Source organism: Streptomyces sp. SudanB182_2057 (assembly GCF_964272715.1).
In the GTDB taxonomy this organism is placed as follows: Bacteria; Actinomycetota; Actinomycetes; order Streptomycetales; family Streptomycetaceae; genus Streptomyces; species Streptomyces rubradiris.
Genome location: NZ_OZ186798.1, coordinates 5,173,079 through 5,189,892 on the forward strand (window position 1 = coordinate 5,173,079; position 16,814 = coordinate 5,189,892).

The window sequence follows — 16,814 nt, forward strand, 5'->3', positions numbered from 1 at the left end:
TCGTGTTTAGGTGCGTCCTGTGGACCGCTTATTGACACCGACCGGAACGGGGATGTGACCGCATGGCCGCTGGAGGCTTCAGCAAGCTGCCGAACGGCACGGTGGTGGTGGCGCTCAACCTGCCGTACGGCTCCGCCGCGGTGCGGATCCTGGTGCACGCCGCCAACCGCGCCCGCGCCCTGACCAGGCTGCGCAACCTGGGCCTGCGGGCGGTGTACCTGCGGGGCAACGCCGAGCCTCCGACCCCGGACGAGATCACGGCGGTCCTGCACCACCCCGACGGCCTGGTCTGGCGCACGGCGCCCACGGCCCCCACGGCGGCCGGCGGCGTCATGGCGACGGAGCTGTGGCACCCCATCCGGGCGCTGCTGCGGGGGCCGACGGCGGCGCGGTGACGGGCCCCTGCCCGCTCAGCCGCCGACGACCGGCTTGCCGGTCAGTTCGACGCCCGCCGTCCGCAGCTCCTCCAGGGCGCGCTCGGTCGTCTCCGGGGAGACCCCGGCCGTGAGGTCCAGCAGGACCTGGGTGCGGAAGCCCTCGCCGGCCGCGTCCAGCGCGGTGGCCCGTACGCAGTGGTCCGTGGCGATGCCCACCACGTCCACCTCCGTGATCTCCCGGGAGCGCAGCCAGTCGGCCAGCGGCACACCGTGCTCGTCGGTGCCCTCGAAGCCGCTGTACGCCGCCGAGTACGCCCCCTTGTCGAACACGGCGTCCACCGCGCCGGAGGCGACCGCCGGGGCGAAGTTCGGGTGGAAGCCCACGCCCTCCGTGCCCGCGACACAGTGCGCGGGCCAGGAGCGGACGTAGTCGGGGTCGTCGGCGAAGTGAGCGCCGGGCGCGATGTGGTGGTCCCGGGTGGCCACCACGTGCCGGTACCCGATGCCCGCCGCCTCGCCGATCAGCTCCGTGATGGCGGCGGCCACGTCCGCCCCCCCGGCCACCGCGAGGCTGCCTCCCTCGCAGAAGTCGTTCTGCACGTCTACGACGATCAAGGCGCGGCGCATGGTGGGTGTCCTTCGACTGAGAGTGAAGTAACTGAGCCTAGAGACTTCCGGGCCCGTGCGGGAGGGGTGGGAAGGGGCGGACGGCGGTCGGGCTTTAGCTACCCGAGCGCCCGTGCACGTACTCCGTCGGGATGACGGGTTCCCCGCGCGAGAGCTGGGTAGCGGACAGCGGCAGCTGCGCGCGCGCCGCGATGTGCCGCTCCCGGGGCACGTCCAGCGGCTCCCGGGCCACCACCGTCCCGCCGCGCACCAGCGGCACCAGCAGCTGCCGGTCGGCCAGCTCGGCCGGCACCGGCCCGGTGCCGACGACCTCGGCCTCGGCGATCCCGTCCGCGTCCGGCCGGCGCGCCGCCCACTTGCGGCCCCCGACCGACATCTTGCCGCCGCTGGACTTCTTCGCGACCGGCACCAGCGGCGCCTTGGGGTCGGCGGAGTCGGCGCGGGCGACCAGCTTGTAGACCATGGAGCTGGTGGGGTGCCCGGAGCCGGTCACCAGCTGGGTGCCCACGCCGTAGGCGTCCACGGGCGCGGCGGCCAGCGAGGCGATGGCGTACTCGTCCAGGTCGGAGGTCACGACGATCTTCGTGTCGGTGGCGCCGAGCTCGTCCAGCTGCTGCCGCACCCGGTGGGCCACCAGCAGCAGGTCGCCGGAGTCGATGCGCACCGCGCCCAGCTCGGGGCCGGCCACCTCCACCGCCGTACGGACGGCCTCGGCGACGTCGTAGGTGTCGACCAGCAGGGTGGTGCCCCGGCCGAGGGTCTCCACCTGGGCCTGGAAGGCGTCCCGCTCGCGGTCGTGCAGCAGGGTGAAGGCGTGGGCCGAGGTGCCCACGGTGGGGATGCCGTAGCGGAAGCCGGCCGCGAGGTCGGAGGTGGTGGCGAAGCCGCCCACGTAGGCGGCGCGGGCGGCGGCCACCGCGGCCAGCTCGTGGGTGCGCCGGGCGCCCATCTCGATCAGCGGCCGGTCACCGGCGGCGGAGGCCATCCGGGAGGCCGCGGCGGCGATCGCGGAGTCGTGGTTGAGGATGGACAGGATCACCGTCTCCAGCAGGACGCACTCGGCGAAGCTGCCCTCGACGCGCAGGATCGGCGAGCCGGGGAAGTACACCTCGCCCTCGGGGTATCCCCATATGTCGCCGCGGAAGCGGTAGTCGGCGAGCCACTTCAGGGTCTCCTCGTCGACGATCTGCCGCTCGCGCAGGAAGCCGAGGACGCCCGGGTCGAAGCGGAAGTTCTCCACCGCGTCCAGGACCCGCCCGGTCCCGGCCACCACGCCGTAGCGGCGCCCGTTCGGCAGCCGCCGGGTGAAGACCTCGAACACGCTCCGCCGTTCGGCCGTACCGGCCTTCAGCGCGGCGCGCAGCATCGTCAGCTCGTACTGGTCCGTGAAGAGCGCCGTCGAGGGAACGTCCACCGGCAGCCCAAGGTCCGCTGTGTTCATGTCGGGGAATCGTACTCCCTTTTCGTCGGTGTGACGATTTAAGGACGCCGTGGCAGCATGGGCAGTGTGACGTCACCCGCGCCCGTAGAGATCGAACGCACCGAGTCGGCGGAGGAGATCTCCGCCGTACCCGAACCCGACGTCCCCTGGGTCACCATCGTGCACAACGACCCGGTCAATCTCATGAGCTATGTCACCTACGTCTTCCAGACGTACTTCGGCTACTCCAAGGACAAGGCCACCAAGCTCATGCTCGACGTCCACCACAAGGGCCGGGCGGTCGTCTCCAGCGGGAGCCGCGAGGAGATGGAGCGCGACGTGCAGGCGATGCACGGCTACGGACTGTGGGCCACCCTCCAGCAGGACCGGAAGTAAACGCCGCAGATGCCCGGACACTTCGAACCGCTCCCCGGCGGCGGCGCGGCCGTCGCGCTCGACGACGTCGAGATCTCCATCATCCGCTCGCTGGCCGTCCAGCTCCTTGAGCTGATCGGTCCCGGCCCCGGCGCCGACGCCCCGGCCGACCCGCTGGCCGAGCTGTTCGCCGAGGGCCCGAGCGAGCCGCCGGCCGACCCGGTCCTCAGGAGGCTCTTCCCGGACGCCTACAGCGACCCGGAGCACGCGCCCGCCTCGCCGGCCGAGGCCGAGGAGCGGCGGGCGCACTCCGCCGAGTTCCGCCGCTACACCGAGAACGACCTGCGCGCGGGCAAGCGGGAGAGCGCGCTCGCCGTGGTCCGCTCGCTGGACGCGCTCGCCCCGGCGGGGGAGGGCGGCGCGGTGCTGAAGCTGACGCCGGAGGAGTCCCGGCAGTGGCTCGGCGCCCTCAACGACCTCCGGCTGGCGATCGGCGCCCGGCTGGAGATCACCGACGAGGACGACACGGATCTGCTCTACCGGCTGCCGGACGAGGATCCGCGCAAGCCGATGGTGCTGGCGTACCTCTGGCTGGGCGGGCTCCAGGAGACCTTGGTGTCGACGCTGATGCCGTGAGGCGGATTGGCCGGTTCCGATCGGTGTCCGCTCAGGGAACGCTCAAACCCGGATAACGATCCCATTACCATCCAAGCTTCTTTTGCTACTTTCGGACCATCTTTGTCCGCTTTTGGCTGTGCAGTGCCTCACACTGCCCCTCTGTGATCAGTATTGCGCCCGTGATAAATCTTCACGACCGCCCGGCCAACACCACCCATGTTCGGCCGGGTGCGCCACCGAGCCGACGACCGTCGGCCAGGCAACAGCTCCATCAATCCGGGGGGATCGAGATCCGATCCGAGGCCGACGCAAGGCCCGGTTCGGCATGGAGAAAGGCGCACCACACATGACCTCAGCGCAGGTCGATCAGCATCGCGACGGCAATGAGGCCGCGGGGGCCGAGGGCAGCGAGGGCGGCGAGGGGTATCAGCGCGGGCTGGGGGCCCGGCAGATCCAGATGATCGCCATCGGCGGGGCCATCGGCACCGGCCTGTTCCTCGGCGCGGGCAAGGGCATTTCCAAGGCCGGCCCGAGCCTGATCCTGGCGTACGCCGTCGCGGGCCTCGTCATCTTCCTGATCATGCGGGCACTCGGCGAACTGCTGATGTACCGCCCGGTGTCGGGTTCGTTCTCCGATTACGCGCGGGAGTTCATCGGCCCGTTCGCCGGTTTCGTGACCGGCTGGACGTACTGGCTGTTCTGGGTGGTCACGGGCATCACCGAGGTCACCGCCGCGGCGAAGTACATGACGTACTGGTTCGACATCCCGCAGTGGCTGTCGGCCCTGGTGTTCACCGTCATCCTCTACGGCGCCAACCTGATCTCCGTGAAACTTTTCGGAGAACTGGAGTTCTGGTTCTCCATGGTCAAGGTCACCGCCATCATCGGCATGATCCTGATCTGCGCCGGCATCCTCACCATCGGCTTCTCCGACGCCGGCGACACCGCCTCCGTCTCCCACCTGTGGAACCAGGGCGGCTTCTTCCCGCACGGCATCGACGACACGCTGATGACCCTGCAGATGGTGATGTTCGCCTTCCTCGCCGTCGAGCTGGTCGGTGTGACCGCGGGCGAGTCCAAGGACCCCAAGACCGTGCTGCCCAAGGCGATCAACACCGTGCCGTGGCGCATCGCCGTCTTCTACGTCGGCGCGCTCATCATGATCCTGTCGGTCGTGCCGTGGACCAGCTTCAGCGCGGGCAACAGCCCCTTCGTGGTCGCCTTCGAGCGGATGGGCCTCCCGGCCGGCGCCGGCATCGTCAACTTCGTCGTGCTCACCGCCGCGCTGTCGTCCTGCAACTCCGGCATGTACTCCACCGGCCGGATGCTGCGCGACCTGGCGCTCAACAGCCAGGGTCCGAAGGCGTTCACCAAGCTGACGTCGAGCGGTACCCCGCTGATCGGCACCACGTTCTCCGCCGCGCTGATGCTGGTCGGCGTCTGGATCAACTACCAGTGGCCGGGCAAGGCGTTCGACTACGTGGTGTCCTTCGCGACCATCTCCGGCATGTGGGCCTGGATCGTCATCCTGATCTGCCAGATCCGCTACCGGGCCAAGGCCGACCGCGGCGAGCTGCCCCGCTCGGAGTTCCGGGCCCCGGGCGCGCCGTGGACCAGCCTGATCGCGCTCGCCTTCATCGGCATGGTGATCGTGCTCATGGGCATCGACAAGGACGCCCGGGTCTCGCTGTACTGCGCGCCGGTGTGGGGCCTGGTCCTCGCCGTCGCCTACCTGGTGCTCCGGCGCCGCAACCCGGAGGCAGCCGCCTTCCGCAAGCGCTGAGAGGGCCCCGGACCTTCCGGAAAGGGACGTCCGGCCGCCGGGAGCTCTCGTGGCGCCCCCGTCGGCCGCCGCTCAGGGCGTCCGGCATGTGGGCCGTTCCGTACCACCCATCGGTACGGAGCGGCCCTCTGCTTATCCTGACCCCCATGCTGACCATCACCCAGGCCCTGTACGACCAGATCGTCGCCCACGCGCGCAAGGACCACCCCGACGAGGCGTGCGGCGTGGTGGCGGGCCCGGCGGGCTCGGACCGCCCCGAGCGCTTCATCCCCATGCTGAACGCGGCGATGTCGCCCACCTTCTACGAGTTCGACTCCGGCGATCTCCTCAAGCTCTACCGCGAGATGGACGACCGCGACGAGGAGCCGGTGGTCGTCTACCACTCCCACACCGCCACCGAGGCATACCCCTCGCGCACCGACATCTCCTACGCCAACGAACCCGGCGCCCACTACGTCCTGGTCTCCACCGCCGACACCGACGGCCTCGGCGACTTCCAGTTCCGTTCCTTCCGGATCGTGGACGGCCAGGTCACCGAGGAGGAGGTCAGGGTCGTGGCGGACTACTGATCTCGCCCACCGGACGGTATCCGTCCGGCATGCGGAATCACACTCCGGGCCGCGGGCCGGGAATCGATACGATGAGCCCATGGTTCTTCTCGACGTGGGCGACGAGGCGCCGGGCACCCTGCTCGTGGCGCGGCTGCACGTCGACCTGTGCAGGCTGAACAGCGCCCTCTGTTGACCCACACCGCTGCCGCCGTACGGCCCTGGGCCGCGGCGGGCCGCCGCCGCGCGCCTGACCGAACCGACGACACCTTCCGACAGGAGCCCTGAGCCATGGCCATCGAGGTCCGCATCCCGACCATCCTCCGCCAGTACACCGACGGCAAGAAGGCGGTGGAGGGCAGCGGCACGACCCTCGCCGAGCTGTTCGCCGACCTCGAGACCCGGCACGCCGGCATCCAGGCCCGCATCGTGGACGGCGACCAGCTGCGCCGCTTCGTCAACGTGTACCTGAACGACGAGGACGTCCGCTTCCTGGACGGCATCAAGACCGAGCTGTCCGACGGCGACAACGTCACGATCCTGCCGGCCGTGGCCGGCGGCATGCGCTGACCGGCCCCCGAGCAGCGATGCGCTACGACTCCCCGCTGGCCGCGGTGGGCAACACCCCCCTGGTGCGCCTGCCGCGGCTGTCGCCGTCCCCCGACGTGCGGATCTGGGCCAAGCTGGAGGACCGCAACCCCACCGGCTCGGTCAAGGACCGCCCCGCGCTGCACATGATCGAGCAGGCGGAGAAGGACGGCCGGCTCACCCCCGGCTGCACGATCCTCGAACCCACCTCCGGCAACACCGGCATCTCCCTCGCCATGGCCGCCAAGCTCAAGGGCTACCGGATGGTGTGCGTGATGCCGGAGAACACCTCGCAGGAACGCCGGGACCTGCTCGGCATGTGGGGCGCCGAGATCATCTCCTCGCCGGCCGCCGGCGGCTCCAACACCGCGGTGCGCGTGGCAAAGGAGCTGGCCGCCGAGCACCCCGACTGGGTGATGCTCTACCAGTACGGCAACCCGGACAACGCGGGCGCCCACTACGCGACCACCGGCCCGGAGATCCTCGCCGACCTGCCCTCGGTCACCCACTTCGTGGCGGGCCTCGGCACCACCGGCACCCTGATGGGCGTCGGCCGCTACCTGCGCGAGCACAAGCCGGACGTGAGGATCGTCGCCGCCGAACCGCGCTACGACGACCTGGTCTACGGCCTGCGCAACCTCGACGAGGGCTTCGTCCCCGAGCTGTACGACGCCTCCGTCCTCACCACCCGCTTCTCGGTCGGCTCGGCCGACGCGGTCACCCGCACCCGGGAACTCCTCCAGCAGGAGGGCATCTTCGCGGGCGTCTCCACCGGCGCCGCCCTGCACGCGGCGATCGGCGTCGGCAACAAGGCCGTCAAGGCGGGGGAGAGCGCCGACATCGTCTTCGTCGTCGCCGACGGCGGCTGGAAGTACCTGTCCACGGGCGTCTACACGGCGGCCACCACGGAGGAGGCCATCGCCACCCTCCAGGGACAGCTCTGGGCGTAGGGGGATCCGCAGGCGCCGGTGGTACGTCACATCCGCACCAGTACTCCTGCGGAAAGGCGGATCCCATGCGCCGTACCACGCCCCTCGTCCTCGCGGCGGCAGCGCTCCTCCTGGCCGGCTGCGGCTCCCAGCAGGACACCGGGAGCGGCGGCGGCCGGGCGCCGGCGCCGTCCGGCACCGGCGCGCCGTCGGCCGGCCGGGACGCCGGCGACTGCACCGGTCAGGCGAACCTGACGGCCGCCGACCGGGACCGCGACGTCTGCGTGGCCGAGGGCGGCGAGCTCCGGCTCACCTTGGACGGCACCAGGGCCCGCCCCTGGCAGCCGGTCACCGTCAGCGGCACCGGACTGCGGGCGATCAACGCGGGCCTCGTCCTCCAGCCGGGCGACGCCATCGCCGCGTACCGCGCGGTGGCCGCCGGTACGGTGAAGCTCAGCTCCTCCCGCCCCCTGTGCCCCGAGCCCGGCGCACCCGACCGGGCCTCCTGCGAGGGCGTCGAGGAGTGGTCGGTCACCGTCCGGGTCGGCTAACCCGCCAGGTGCCGTACCTGGTCCCACAGGACCGGGTCGACCACGCCCACCCGGCGGCGGAAGCCGTCCACCGGGACCTCGCGCAGCTCGTCGGTCTCCAGGAAGCTCGGGCGGCCCTGGGCGTCGCCGACCGCGCCGGGCGGCAGCGGGATCACCCCGCTGCGCTCGTCGTGGTACCTGCTGGTGATCTTCGCGACCGTGGCCCGGTCGCCGCGCACGGCCAGCACCAGGCAGGGCCGGTCCTTGTGCCCCGGCCGGTCCTCGAACGGGACGTGCGCCCACCAGATGTCCCCGGGCGAGGGCCGCGGCGCGGGCCCGGACCGCGCGCCCGCCCGGCCCGGCGGCCTCAGCCGCCGCCCGGCGGGGCGGCGGCCCCGGCCCCAGCCGTCGACGAGCGTGGCCACCAGCGCGAGCAGCACCACCGCCGCGAGCGCCAGCCACCAGGACGTGTCCATACGACGACGTTACCGGCGCGCGGCGGTACTCGCGCGCCCTCCGGGGAACCCGGTGCGCCCCCGGTCCAGCCGAACCGGTGACAGCGCAGGTGAGTTCGCCCACAACGGCCCCGGGCGGAGGAGCGACCCGCGCCGTCGCGCCTTACGCTCGACGAACCGCACGACCCCCGACAGCCCTCATCCCGAGTGGCCCCACCACCCTGCCCGCGCTTCTTCCGCCAACGGAGGTTTCTGCTTCATGAAGCTCACCGTCGTCGGCTGCTCGGGGTCGTTCCCGTCCGCGGAATCGGCCTGTTCGAGCTACCTCGTCGAGGCCGACGGCTTCCGGCTGCTTCTCGACATGGGCAACGGCGCCCTGGGCGAGCTGCAGCGCCACTGCGGTCTCTACGACCTCGACGCGATCTTCCTCAGCCACCTGCACGCCGATCACTGCATCGACATGTGCGCGTACTTCGTGGCCCGCTACTACCGCCACGAGGGCGGCCGGTGCGCCCCCCTGCCGGTCTACGGCCCCGAGGGCACCGAACACCGCCTGACCACGGCCTACGCGGACACCCCCTCCGCCTCCTCCATGAGCGAGGTCTTCGACTTCCACACGGTGAAGCCCTCCACCTTCGAGATCGGCCCGTTCACCGTGCACACCGAACGGGTCCGCCACCCCGTGGAGGCGTACGGCATCCGCGTCGAGCACGGCGGGAAGTCGCTGACGTACTCCGGCGACACGGGTGTCACCGAGGCGCTGGACGAACTGGCCCGGGACGCCGATCTGTTCCTGTGCGAGGCCGCGTTCACGCACGGCAAGGAGAGCATCCCCGACCTGCACCTCAACGGCCGCGAGGCGGGCGAGACGGCGGCCCGTGCGGGCGCCCGCAGGCTGCTCCTCACCCACATCCCGCCGTGGACGGACCCGGAGGTCAACCTGCGGCACGCGCGCGAGGTGTTCCCCGGACCGGTGGAGCTGGCCGCGCCGCGGCGGACGTACGAGATCTGACACCAGGGACGCGAAAAGGCCCCGGAGCCATGGGCTCCGGGGCCTTCCTCACGTCTCGCTCACGCCTTGGTGAGGTCCTCGACCTCCTCCTCGGGCTCGCGGCCCGGGGTCTTCAGGTCGAACTTGACGATCGCGAACCGGAAGACCACGTAGTAGATCGCCGCGAACACCAGGCCGACCGGGATGATCAGCCACGGCTTGGTCGCCAGGTTCCAGTTCAGCAGGTAGTCGATCGCGCCGGCCGAGAAGTTGAAGCCCGCGTGGACGCCCAGCCCCCAGGTGACCGCCATGGACACGGCCGTCAGCACCGCGTGGATGACGTAGAGGACCGGGGCGATGAACATGAAGGTGAACTCGATGGGCTCGGTCACGCCGGTGACGAAGGAGGTCAGCGCGAGGGAGACCATCATGCCCATCACGGCCTTGCGGCGCTCGGGGCGGGCGCAGTGCGCGATGGCGATCGCGGCGGCCGGCAGACCGAACATCATGATCGGGAAGAAACCGGTCTGGAAGAGGCCGGCGGACGAGTCGCCCGCGAGGAACCGGGTGATGTCGCCGTGCACTACCTCACCGGCGGCGTTCTTGAAGTCGCCGAGCTGGAACCACGCCACCGTGTTCACGAACTGGTGCATGCCGACCGGGATCAGACCACGGTTGACCAGGCCGAACAGGGCCGCGCCACCGGCGCCGAGGCCGGTCAGCTTCTCGCCGAAGTTGGTGATGCCGTCACCGATGGGCTCCCAGACGAGGCTGAAGAGCACGCCCACCAGGGTGCCGACGAACGCCATGATGATCGGCACCAGCCGGCGGCCGTTGAAGAAGCCGAGCCAGTCCACCAGCTTGGTGCGGTGGAACCGCTGCCATATGACGGCGGCGAGCAGACCCATGATGATGCCGCCGAGCACCCCGGGGTTGTTGTACGTCGCCGCGACGATCTTCCCCTTCTCGATGTGCTCCTCGGTCACCGGGAAGGCCTGCAGCACCTTGTCGTAGACGAGGAAACCGACCAGCGCGGCGAGCGCCGTCGAACCGTCCGCCTTCTTGGCGAAGCCGATGGCCACACCGATGCAGAACAGGATGGGCAGGCTGCCGGTGATGGCACCGCCCGCGGCGTTGAAGACGGTCGCGACCTTGTCCCAGCCCAGGCCGTCCTTGCCGAAGATGTCGTCCTGGCCGAGCCGGACCATGATGCCCGCCGCCGGCAGGACGGCGATCGGGAGCTGCAGGCTGCGGCCGACCTTCTGCAGGCCCTGGAGCAGGCCCGCCCCCTTCTTCTTCGCCGGCTTCTTGGCCGGGGCCGCCGACTCGGTGGCGGTGGTCATACTTCCTCCATCGGGCAGGGCGCCGCCCGGGAACCATGGAAGGGGACGGCAGCGTCTCTGGTCTACACCACCTGTGGTGTAGACCTGTTGTAGCACGATGAAGGCGGCGTAAGGAACCCGTGATTCCGCGACCGGAGCGCTACGCGCTGTGCGCCCGGGATCCGCGCTGACACGGCCTCAGACCTTGGTGACGTCCTCCGCCTCCTCAGCCGGCTCCCGCCCCGGTGTCCGCAGGTCGAACCGGGTGATCGCGACGCGGAAGACGACGTAGTACACGGCCGCCAGGCACAGGCCGATCGGGATGATCGCCCAGGGTCTCGTCGCCAGGTTCCAGTTGATCACATAGTCGATCAACCCCGCCGAGAAGCTGAACCCGTCGTGCACCCCGAGCGCCCAGGTCACCGCCATCGACACCCCGGTGAGCACGGCGTGCACGGCGTACAGGGCCGGCGCGGCGAACAGGAACGAGTACTCCAGCGGTTCGGTGATGCCGGTCACGAACGAGGTGAGCGCCACCGACAGCATCAGACCGCCGGTCTCCTTGCGCCGCTCCGGCCGCGCGCAGTGCGTGATGGCCAGCGCGGCGGCCGGCAGCGCGAACATCATGACCGGGAAGAAGCCCGAGGTGAACTGGCCGGCGCCCGGGTCCCCCTGGAGGAACATGTTGATGTCGCCGTGCACCACCGTGCCGTCCGGCTTGGTGTAGCTGCCGAACTGGAACCAGATCGGCACGTTGAGGAACTGGTGCAGGCCCACCACCAGCAGCGCCCGGTTGGCCACCCCGAAGACGCCCGAGCCCCAGGCGCCCGCGTCCCGCAGCCACCCGCTGAAGCCCTCCAGGGCGCCGCCGACGGCCGGCCAGACCAGCAGGCACACCACCGCGAACACGATCGCCGTGAACGCCATGATGATCGGCACCAGCCGGCGGCCGTTGAAGAAGCCCAGCCAGTCCACCAGGCGGGTGCGGTGGTAGCGGGCCCAGAAGAAGGCGGCCAGCAGGCCCATGACGATGCCGCCGAAGACACCCGGGTTCTGGTAGGTGAACGCGGTCACAGTGCCGTTCGCCGCCTGGCAGCCGGTCGTCACCGCCTCGGCGCCCGCCGGGCACGCCTCGGGGAACTGCCGGAGCACGCCGTAGTAGACGAGGAAGCCGGTCACCGCGGCGAGCGCGGTCGAGCCGTCCGCCTTCTTCGCCATGCCGATCGCGACGCCCACGCAGAACAGCAGCGGCAGCCCGAGCTGCCCGTCCAGCAGGGCGCCGCCCGCCCCGCTCAGCACCTTGGAGACGTCCGTCCAGCCCAGGCCGTCCGCGCCGAACAGGTCCGGCTGGCCCAGCCGGTTCAGGATGCCCGCCGCCGGCAGCACGGCGATGGGCAGCTGGAGGCTGCGGCCCATCTTCTGCAGCCCCTGGAACAGACTGTTCCAGCGGACCCGGACGGAGCCGGCCGTGCTCTCGGCGCTCATGGGTTTGGCGACCTTCCCCACGGTGGTGTAGACCAGTCGGCGGACGGTTCCGCTGTTGTGATCGCCATCATTGGGCACGGACGGCACGACCGCTCGCGAAGATGGGCCAACTGTGGGTTACTGCGACCAAGCGGTTCGGAGCAGGGAGAAGGAATATGGCCAGCAAGGCTGAGAAGATCGTCGCCGGGCTCGGTGGCATCGACAACATCGAGGAGATCGAGGGCTGCATCACCCGGCTGCGCACCGAGGTGGCCGACGCGAGCCTGGTCGACGAGGCCGCGCTGAAGGCCGCCGGCGCCCACGGCGTGGTCAAGATGGGCACCGCCATCCAGGTCGTCATCGGCACCGACGCCGACCCGATCGCCGCGGAGATCGAAGACATGATGTGAGCCGCCCCGGCTCACCCCGAAGGGGCTCTTCCCACCACGGGAGGAGCCCCTTCGTCCGCTACGGCTAGGCTCGGCGGCATGTCTCGCATCGACGGCCGTACGCCCGAACAGCTCCGCCCGGTCACCATCGAACGCGGTTGGAGCAAGCACGCCGAGGGCTCCGTCCTCATCTCCTTCGGCGACACCAAGGTCTTCTGCACCGCCTCCGTCACCGAGGGGGTCCCGCGCTGGCGCAAGGGCAGCGGCGAGGGCTGGGTCACCGCGGAGTACGCCATGCTGCCCCGCGCCACCAACACCCGCGGCGACCGCGAGTCCGTCAAGGGCAAAATCGGCGGCCGCACCCATGAGATCTCCCGGCTCATCGGCCGCTCCCTGCGCGCCGTCATCGACTACAAGGCGCTCGGCGAGAACACCGTCGTCCTCGACTGCGACGTCCTCCAGGCCGACGGCGGCACCCGCACGGCGGCCATCACCGGCGCCTACGTCGCCCTGGCCGACGCCGTCGCCTGGGCCCGGGGCAAGAAGCTGGTCAAGGCCGGCCGGCAGCCGCTCACCGGCACCGTCAGCGCAGTCTCCGTCGGCATCGTCGGCGGCGTCCCGCTGCTCGACCTCTGCTACGAGGAGGACGTGCGCGCCGACACGGACATGAACGTCGTCTGCACCGGCGACGGCCGCTTCGTCGAGGTCCAGGGCACCGCCGAGGCCGAGCCCTTCGCCCGCGACGAGCTGAACGCCCTGCTCGACCTCGCCGTCGGCGGCTGCACCGAGCTGGCCGCGATCCAGCGGGCGGCCCTGGAGACGGCCCGGGCCTGACGAGTCCGCGGGGGCCTGCCGGCAAGCGGCCGGTCCCGTCGGCAACCCGCCGGGGCCCGGTGGCGTCCCTGTGGGTACGGGCGCGCGGCCTCACCGCCGCGCGTCCGGCCAGCCGTACCAGGGGAGGGGAACCCGCCATGCCCGCCAGCCGACGCCCGCACCGGGGCCGGATCGCCGTCGTCGCCGCCACGGTGGCCGCCGTCGCGCTCACCGCCGGCCTGACCACCGGCTGTGACGCCGTGGACAAGGCGCTGGACTGCGTACAGACCGCCGACGCCGTCGCCGACAGCGTCACCGACCTCCAGCAGGCCGTGGAGAACGCCGCGAACGACCCCTCCCGGGCCGACGCCTCGCTCGACTCCATCGAGAAGAACCTCCGCGAGATCGGCGACAAGACCGACGACGCCGACGTCGACAAGGCCGTGGACGATCTCGGCAAGGCCGTGGACAACGTCCGTACGGCGATCAGGAACGGCGACGCGACCCCGGACGTCGGCCCGGTGACGGACGCGGCCGGAGAACTGACGAAGGTGTGCACGTCCTAGACGAAGGCGTGCACGTCCCAGGGGACCGGCGGGCTACGGTGCCGTCCGGTCCGCGTACATCCTGGCGATGACCGCCTCGATGTCCGGCTCCCGCACCGACAGGTCCACCAGCGGATAGCGGGCCGCCAGGTGCGCGACGAGCGGTGCCGCCGACTGTCCCGCCGGGAACGCCAGCCACTGCCGCGGCCCCTCCACCCGCACCACCCGGGCCGACGGCGCCTCGACCGGCGGGAGTTCCCGCTCCAGGTCCACCACCAGCGTCCGCTCGCTCTCGCCGGCCTCGTGCAGCCCCGCGAGCGGGCCGTCGTACATCAGCCGGCCGTGGTCGATCACCATCACCCGGGAGCACAGCTGCTCGATGTCCTGGAGGTCGTGCGTGGTCAGCAGCACGGTGGTGCCGCGCTCGGCGTTCACCTCCCGCAGGAACTCCCGCACCTTGGCCTTCGACACGACGTCCAGGCCGATCGTCGGCTCGTCCAGGTACAGCACGTCCGGGTCGTGCAGCAGGGCCGCCGCGATGTCCCCGCGCATCCGCTGCCCCAGCGACAGCTGCCGCACCGGCACGTCCAGCAGGTCGCCCAGCTCCAGCAGTTCCACCATCCGCTCCAGGTTCCGCCGGTAACGGGCGTCCGGGATGCGGTACATGCGGTGCGCCAGCCGGTAGGAGTCGATCAGCGGCAGGTCCCACCACAGCGTGGTCCGCTGCCCGAACACCACCCCGATCCGGTGCGCCAAGCGCGTCCGCTCCCGCGCCGGGTCGATCCCCGCCACCCGCAGCCGCCCGGCGCTCGGCGTCAGGATCCCGGTCAGCATCTTGACGGTGGTCGACTTCCCGGCGCCGTTCGGCCCGATGTACCCGACCATCTCCCCGCGGGCCACGGCGAACGACAGCGAGTCCACCGCCCGCACCTCGCGCCGCTCCCGCCGCCACAACCCGGTCCTGCGGCGCACCTGGAAGACCTTCTCGACGTTCTCCAGCGTGATGAAGTCGCCCACGTCAGCTCCCTGTGCTGCGATACGAACGAAGTCCCGCCCGCCAGGCCGGCCCCGCGAGCGCGCAGCACGCCACCGCCACGAGCGGCGAGGCGAACGCGGTCCACTCCGGCAGGCCCAGCGGATACGGCCGGCCCAGCAGGTAGGTGGCGGGCAGCCAGTTGACGAAGGCCAGCGGCAGCACGAACGTCACCCCGCGCACCAGCTCCTTCGCGAACACCGTCGGCGGGTACTGGAGCAGCGTCGTCCCGCCGTAGGTGAAGGCGTTCTGCACCTCCGAGGCGTCCTGCGCCACGAACTGGAACGCGGCCCCCGCCACGAACACCGCGCAGAAGATCCCGCAGCCGCTCACCAGCATCACCGGCATCAGCAGCAGCCGGTCCGCCGTCCAGTCGACGTCCACCCGGGTCAGCGACCAGCCCAGCACCAGCGCGCCCTGCGTCACCCGGCCCAGCCGCCTGAGCGCGAACCGGTCGGCCGCCAGCTGCGCCAGCACCGGCGCCGGGCGCACCAGCAGCGTGTCCAGGGTGCCGTCCCGCACCCGCCGGCCCAGCCGTTCCATCGACCCGATCAGCAGGTCCGCCAGGCCGAAGGAGGTCGCGGACAGCCCGTACAGGAACGCCACCTCGGGCAGCGGGTAGCCACCGAGCGCGTCCACCCGGGAGAACATCAGCATGATCGCGACGAAGTCGAGGAAGGTCGCCGCGAAGTTCCCGAACGTGGTCATGGCGAAGGACGCGCGGTAGGCCATCGTGGACCGCACCCACATCCCCGCGATCAGCCGGTACGCCCGTACGCCCTCGGTGATCCGCCGGGCCCGCCCCTCAGCCACCCTGCACCACCACCCGGCGCGTGGCCGCCGACTGCGCCAGCCGCCCGGCACCCAGCAGCACGACCGCCCAGGCGCCCTGGAACAGATAGGTGGGCAGCGGGTCGGCGTGCCCCAGCAGGACGTCCGCCGGGGCTTGCAGCAGCGAGGACCAGGGCAGCACCCGGACGACCTCGCCGAGGGCGCCCGGCACCACGTTCAGCGGTAGCAGCAGGCCCGAGCAGAAGTAGCCGAGCAGCCACGCCATATGGGTGATCCCGGCGCCGTCCAGCAGCCAGAACGCGCTCAGCGCCACCAGGTACCGGATGCCGAAACCGACCAGCATCGCCAGGACGACGGCCACCAGGAACGCCGCCCAGGTGCCGATGTCGGCCGGCAGCGACACCGGGAAGCACAGCGCGCCGAACGCGAACGGCACGACGCCCCGGCCCAGCAACTGGAAGAACGCCCGGCCCAGATCCGCCGCCAGCCACCACAGCTGGAGATCGGCCGGCCGGTACAGGTCGATCGCCACGTCCCCGGTGCGGATCCGCTCCATCAGCTCGTCCTCGAACCCGCCGCCGCCGATCGCCAGCGTCGACAGGAAGGCCTGCCCCAGCCAGACGTAGGTCACCGCCTGCGCCTGGTCGTAGCCGCCGAGATGGGGCCGCTCGTCCCACAGCGCCTGGTAGGTGTAGACGAGAATCAGACCGAAGACGGTGTTCGTGAACACCCCTGCCGCAGTGGCGGCACGGTAGGTCGCGTACCGTCGGAACCCCCCTGCCGCGACAGCCGCGTACAACCGTCCCGCGCCCACGCCAGTCGACCTCCTCGGACACTCGACACCGAAGCGCAGGAGCCTAGTCCGGCGACCGGCGGCCGGCCACGCGTTTTCCGGGAACCGTGCCGGAATCCGGGAACGGAACGCCAGGTGCGAGAGTCTTCAAGCAGGGGGAGCGCAGAAGCGTACGAGGCGTACGGGAACGTACGACGCGAAACAGGAGTCCGTGCACGACATGAGCGACGAGCCGCAGCCGCAGCAGCCGAACGAAGGCGTGGCGCCGGAAAAGCCGCTGCCGGCTGAAGGGCCCGGGAAGCCGGGGGGCCACGAGGAGAAGGCCGCCGAACGGCGCACCGACCGGCCTCGACGCCCGGAGGGGGCGGGGGCCGGCGGCGCCGGTGGGGCCGCGAGCACCGGCGGCACCGGTGGTGCCGGGG

At 71.2% G+C, this 16,814-nt stretch carries 21 protein-coding genes; 13 read left to right on the forward strand and 8 right to left on the reverse strand.

The window, feature by feature from the left end:
* The first annotated feature begins 62 nt into the window (after window positions 1–62).
* Window positions 63–395, forward strand: coding sequence for a hypothetical protein (locus ACSURM_RS22755; RefSeq protein WP_436957507.1), 333 nt, complete (start codon window positions 63–65; stop codon window positions 393–395).
* Window positions 396–410: 15 nt separating this feature from the next.
* On the opposite strand, the gene ACSURM_RS22760 is transcribed toward ACSURM_RS22755, so the two are convergent.
* Both ACSURM_RS22760 and ACSURM_RS22765 read right to left on the reverse strand, forming a co-directional pair.
* Window positions 411–1,004 (reverse strand): isochorismatase family protein, encoded by a 594-nt coding sequence (locus ACSURM_RS22760; protein WP_436957509.1) that lies wholly within the window; start codon window positions 1,002–1,004, stop codon window positions 411–413.
* Window positions 1,005–1,098: 94 nt separating this feature from the next.
* Window positions 1,099–2,445, reverse strand: a complete 1,347-nt coding sequence (locus tag ACSURM_RS22765; protein ID WP_436957511.1) for a nicotinate phosphoribosyltransferase — start codon at window positions 2,443–2,445, stop codon at window positions 1,099–1,101.
* A 57-nt stretch (window positions 2,446–2,502) separates the two neighbouring features.
* On the opposite strand from ACSURM_RS22765, the gene clpS reads away from it, so the two are divergent.
* The 8 genes from clpS to ACSURM_RS22805 all read left to right on the forward strand — a co-directional run bounded on the left by clpS (window position 2,503) and on the right by ACSURM_RS22805 (window position 7,816).
* Window positions 2,503–2,820, forward strand: a complete 318-nt coding sequence (gene clpS / locus ACSURM_RS22770) for an ATP-dependent Clp protease adapter ClpS (RefSeq protein ID WP_030782738.1) — start codon at window positions 2,503–2,505, stop codon at window positions 2,818–2,820.
* A gap of 9 nt (window positions 2,821–2,829) precedes the next feature.
* Window positions 2,830–3,435, forward strand: coding sequence for a DUF2017 domain-containing protein (locus ACSURM_RS22775; RefSeq protein WP_436957513.1), 606 nt, complete (start codon window positions 2,830–2,832; stop codon window positions 3,433–3,435).
* A 328-nt stretch (window positions 3,436–3,763) separates the two neighbouring features.
* Entirely contained in the window at window positions 3,764–5,200 is a 1,437-nt protein-coding gene (locus tag ACSURM_RS22780) for an amino acid permease (protein WP_436957514.1), read from the forward strand.
* A 146-nt stretch (window positions 5,201–5,346) separates the two neighbouring features.
* Window positions 5,347–5,769, forward strand: a complete 423-nt coding sequence (locus ACSURM_RS22785) for a Mov34/MPN/PAD-1 family protein (protein ID WP_436957516.1) — start codon at window positions 5,347–5,349, stop codon at window positions 5,767–5,769.
* Between the two features lie 79 nt (window positions 5,770–5,848).
* Window positions 5,849–5,944: a putative leader peptide gene (locus ACSURM_RS22790; protein WP_351328700.1), complete on the forward strand. Its 96-nt coding sequence runs from the start codon at window positions 5,849–5,851 to the stop codon at window positions 5,942–5,944.
* 95 nt (window positions 5,945–6,039) lie between these two features.
* Complete coding sequence (locus ACSURM_RS22795) at window positions 6,040–6,318, forward strand: MoaD/ThiS family protein (RefSeq protein ID WP_436957518.1); 279 nt, start codon at window positions 6,040–6,042, stop codon at window positions 6,316–6,318.
* Between the two features lie 17 nt (window positions 6,319–6,335).
* Window positions 6,336–7,286 carry a PLP-dependent cysteine synthase family protein gene (locus ACSURM_RS22800; protein WP_249491652.1) on the forward strand — a complete coding sequence of 317 codons (951 nt, stop codon included), beginning with the start codon at window positions 6,336–6,338 and terminating at the stop codon, window positions 7,284–7,286.
* 65 nt (window positions 7,287–7,351) lie between these two features.
* Window positions 7,352–7,816 carry a hypothetical protein gene (locus ACSURM_RS22805; RefSeq protein WP_436957520.1) on the forward strand — a complete coding sequence of 155 codons (465 nt, stop codon included), beginning with the start codon at window positions 7,352–7,354 and terminating at the stop codon, window positions 7,814–7,816.
* On the opposite strand, the gene ACSURM_RS22810 is transcribed toward ACSURM_RS22805, so the two are convergent.
* Window positions 7,813–8,271 carry a type II toxin-antitoxin system PemK/MazF family toxin gene (locus ACSURM_RS22810; protein WP_436957521.1) on the reverse strand — a complete coding sequence of 153 codons (459 nt, stop codon included), beginning with the start codon at window positions 8,269–8,271 and terminating at the stop codon, window positions 7,813–7,815. The two genes, ACSURM_RS22805 and ACSURM_RS22810, sit on opposite strands and share 4 nt — an antisense overlap.
* Before the next feature lie 238 nt (window positions 8,272–8,509).
* Here ACSURM_RS22810 and ACSURM_RS22815 point away from each other — a divergent pair, with 238 nt between their 5' ends.
* The gene (locus tag ACSURM_RS22815; RefSeq protein WP_436957522.1) at window positions 8,510–9,262 is read left to right on the forward strand and encodes an MBL fold metallo-hydrolase; all 753 of its coding nucleotides are present in this window, start codon (window positions 8,510–8,512) and stop codon (window positions 9,260–9,262) included.
* Between the two features lie 59 nt (window positions 9,263–9,321).
* Here ACSURM_RS22815 and ACSURM_RS22820 read toward each other — a convergent pair whose 3' ends face one another.
* Window positions 9,322–10,584 (reverse strand): PTS transporter subunit EIIC, encoded by a 1,263-nt coding sequence (locus tag ACSURM_RS22820; RefSeq protein WP_436957523.1) that lies wholly within the window; start codon window positions 10,582–10,584, stop codon window positions 9,322–9,324.
* A 177-nt stretch (window positions 10,585–10,761) separates the two neighbouring features.
* Entirely contained in the window at window positions 10,762–12,048 is a 1,287-nt protein-coding gene (locus ACSURM_RS22825; RefSeq protein ID WP_436957524.1) for a PTS transporter subunit EIIC, read from the reverse strand.
* 155 nt (window positions 12,049–12,203) lie between these two features.
* Here ACSURM_RS22825 and ACSURM_RS22830 point away from each other — a divergent pair, with 155 nt between their 5' ends.
* The 3 genes from ACSURM_RS22830 (at window position 12,204) to ACSURM_RS22840 (ending at window position 13,795) form a co-directional block, all read left to right on the forward strand.
* A complete protein-coding gene (locus ACSURM_RS22830; RefSeq protein ID WP_359044520.1) occupies window positions 12,204–12,437 on the forward strand; it encodes a PTS glucose/sucrose transporter subunit IIB in 234 nt (77 codons plus the stop codon).
* Window positions 12,438–12,515: 78 nt separating this feature from the next.
* Complete coding sequence (rph, locus tag ACSURM_RS22835; protein ID WP_436957526.1) at window positions 12,516–13,250, forward strand: ribonuclease PH; 735 nt, start codon at window positions 12,516–12,518, stop codon at window positions 13,248–13,250.
* 137 nt (window positions 13,251–13,387) lie between these two features.
* Entirely contained in the window at window positions 13,388–13,795 is a 408-nt protein-coding gene (locus ACSURM_RS22840; protein ID WP_436957528.1) for a hypothetical protein, read from the forward strand.
* A gap of 33 nt (window positions 13,796–13,828) precedes the next feature.
* Here the strand turns inward: ACSURM_RS22840 and ACSURM_RS22845 are convergent, their stop codons facing one another.
* From ACSURM_RS22845 to ACSURM_RS22855, 3 genes are read right to left on the reverse strand one after another with little or no spacing between them, the layout of a single operon-like run.
* Window positions 13,829–14,812, reverse strand: coding sequence for an ABC transporter ATP-binding protein (locus ACSURM_RS22845; RefSeq protein ID WP_436961166.1), 984 nt, complete (start codon window positions 14,810–14,812; stop codon window positions 13,829–13,831).
* Entirely contained in the window at window positions 14,793–15,620 is an 828-nt protein-coding gene (locus ACSURM_RS22850) for an ABC transporter permease (RefSeq protein ID WP_436957530.1), read from the reverse strand. Before ACSURM_RS22850 ends, ACSURM_RS22845 begins: the two co-directional genes overlap by 20 nt.
* Window positions 15,613–16,413: an ABC transporter permease gene (locus tag ACSURM_RS22855; RefSeq protein ID WP_436957532.1), complete on the reverse strand. Its 801-nt coding sequence runs from the start codon at window positions 16,411–16,413 to the stop codon at window positions 15,613–15,615. Before ACSURM_RS22855 ends, ACSURM_RS22850 begins: the two co-directional genes overlap by 8 nt.
* Window positions 16,414–16,814 lie beyond the last annotated feature (401 nt).

What these genes read in the sequence shown, in the direction of transcription:
- ACSURM_RS22840 (WP_436957528.1), top strand. Translation starts at nt 13,388, where the DNA reads ATGCCCGCCAGCCGACGCCCGCACCGGGGCCGGATCGCCGTCGTCGCC.
- ACSURM_RS22785 (WP_436957516.1), top strand. Translation starts at nt 5,347, where the DNA reads ATGCTGACCATCACCCAGGCCCTGTACGACCAGATCGTCGCCCACGCG.
- ACSURM_RS22820 (WP_436957523.1), bottom strand. Translation starts at nt 10,584, where the DNA reads ATGACCACCGCCACCGAGTCGGCGGCCCCGGCCAAGAAGCCGGCGAAG.
- ACSURM_RS22790 (WP_351328700.1), top strand. Translation starts at nt 5,849, where the DNA reads ATGGTTCTTCTCGACGTGGGCGACGAGGCGCCGGGCACCCTGCTCGTG.
- ACSURM_RS22805 (WP_436957520.1), top strand. Translation starts at nt 7,352, where the DNA reads ATGCGCCGTACCACGCCCCTCGTCCTCGCGGCGGCAGCGCTCCTCCTG.
- ACSURM_RS22755 (WP_436957507.1), top strand. Translation starts at nt 63, where the DNA reads ATGGCCGCTGGAGGCTTCAGCAAGCTGCCGAACGGCACGGTGGTGGTG.
- rph (WP_436957526.1), top strand. Translation starts at nt 12,516, where the DNA reads ATGTCTCGCATCGACGGCCGTACGCCCGAACAGCTCCGCCCGGTCACC.
- clpS (WP_030782738.1), top strand. Translation starts at nt 2,503, where the DNA reads ATGGGCAGTGTGACGTCACCCGCGCCCGTAGAGATCGAACGCACCGAG.
- ACSURM_RS22800 (WP_249491652.1), top strand. Translation starts at nt 6,336, where the DNA reads ATGCGCTACGACTCCCCGCTGGCCGCGGTGGGCAACACCCCCCTGGTG.
- ACSURM_RS22795 (WP_436957518.1), top strand. Translation starts at nt 6,040, where the DNA reads ATGGCCATCGAGGTCCGCATCCCGACCATCCTCCGCCAGTACACCGAC.
- ACSURM_RS22760 (WP_436957509.1), bottom strand. Translation starts at nt 1,004, where the DNA reads ATGCGCCGCGCCTTGATCGTCGTAGACGTGCAGAACGACTTCTGCGAG.
- ACSURM_RS22775 (WP_436957513.1), top strand. Translation starts at nt 2,830, where the DNA reads ATGCCCGGACACTTCGAACCGCTCCCCGGCGGCGGCGCGGCCGTCGCG.
- ACSURM_RS22825 (WP_436957524.1), bottom strand. Translation starts at nt 12,048, where the DNA reads ATGAGCGCCGAGAGCACGGCCGGCTCCGTCCGGGTCCGCTGGAACAGT.
- ACSURM_RS22780 (WP_436957514.1), top strand. Translation starts at nt 3,764, where the DNA reads ATGACCTCAGCGCAGGTCGATCAGCATCGCGACGGCAATGAGGCCGCG.
- ACSURM_RS22765 (WP_436957511.1), bottom strand. Translation starts at nt 2,445, where the DNA reads ATGAACACAGCGGACCTTGGGCTGCCGGTGGACGTTCCCTCGACGGCG.
- ACSURM_RS22810 (WP_436957521.1), bottom strand. Translation starts at nt 8,271, where the DNA reads ATGGACACGTCCTGGTGGCTGGCGCTCGCGGCGGTGGTGCTGCTCGCG.
- ACSURM_RS22815 (WP_436957522.1), top strand. Translation starts at nt 8,510, where the DNA reads ATGAAGCTCACCGTCGTCGGCTGCTCGGGGTCGTTCCCGTCCGCGGAA.
- ACSURM_RS22830 (WP_359044520.1), top strand. Translation starts at nt 12,204, where the DNA reads ATGGCCAGCAAGGCTGAGAAGATCGTCGCCGGGCTCGGTGGCATCGAC.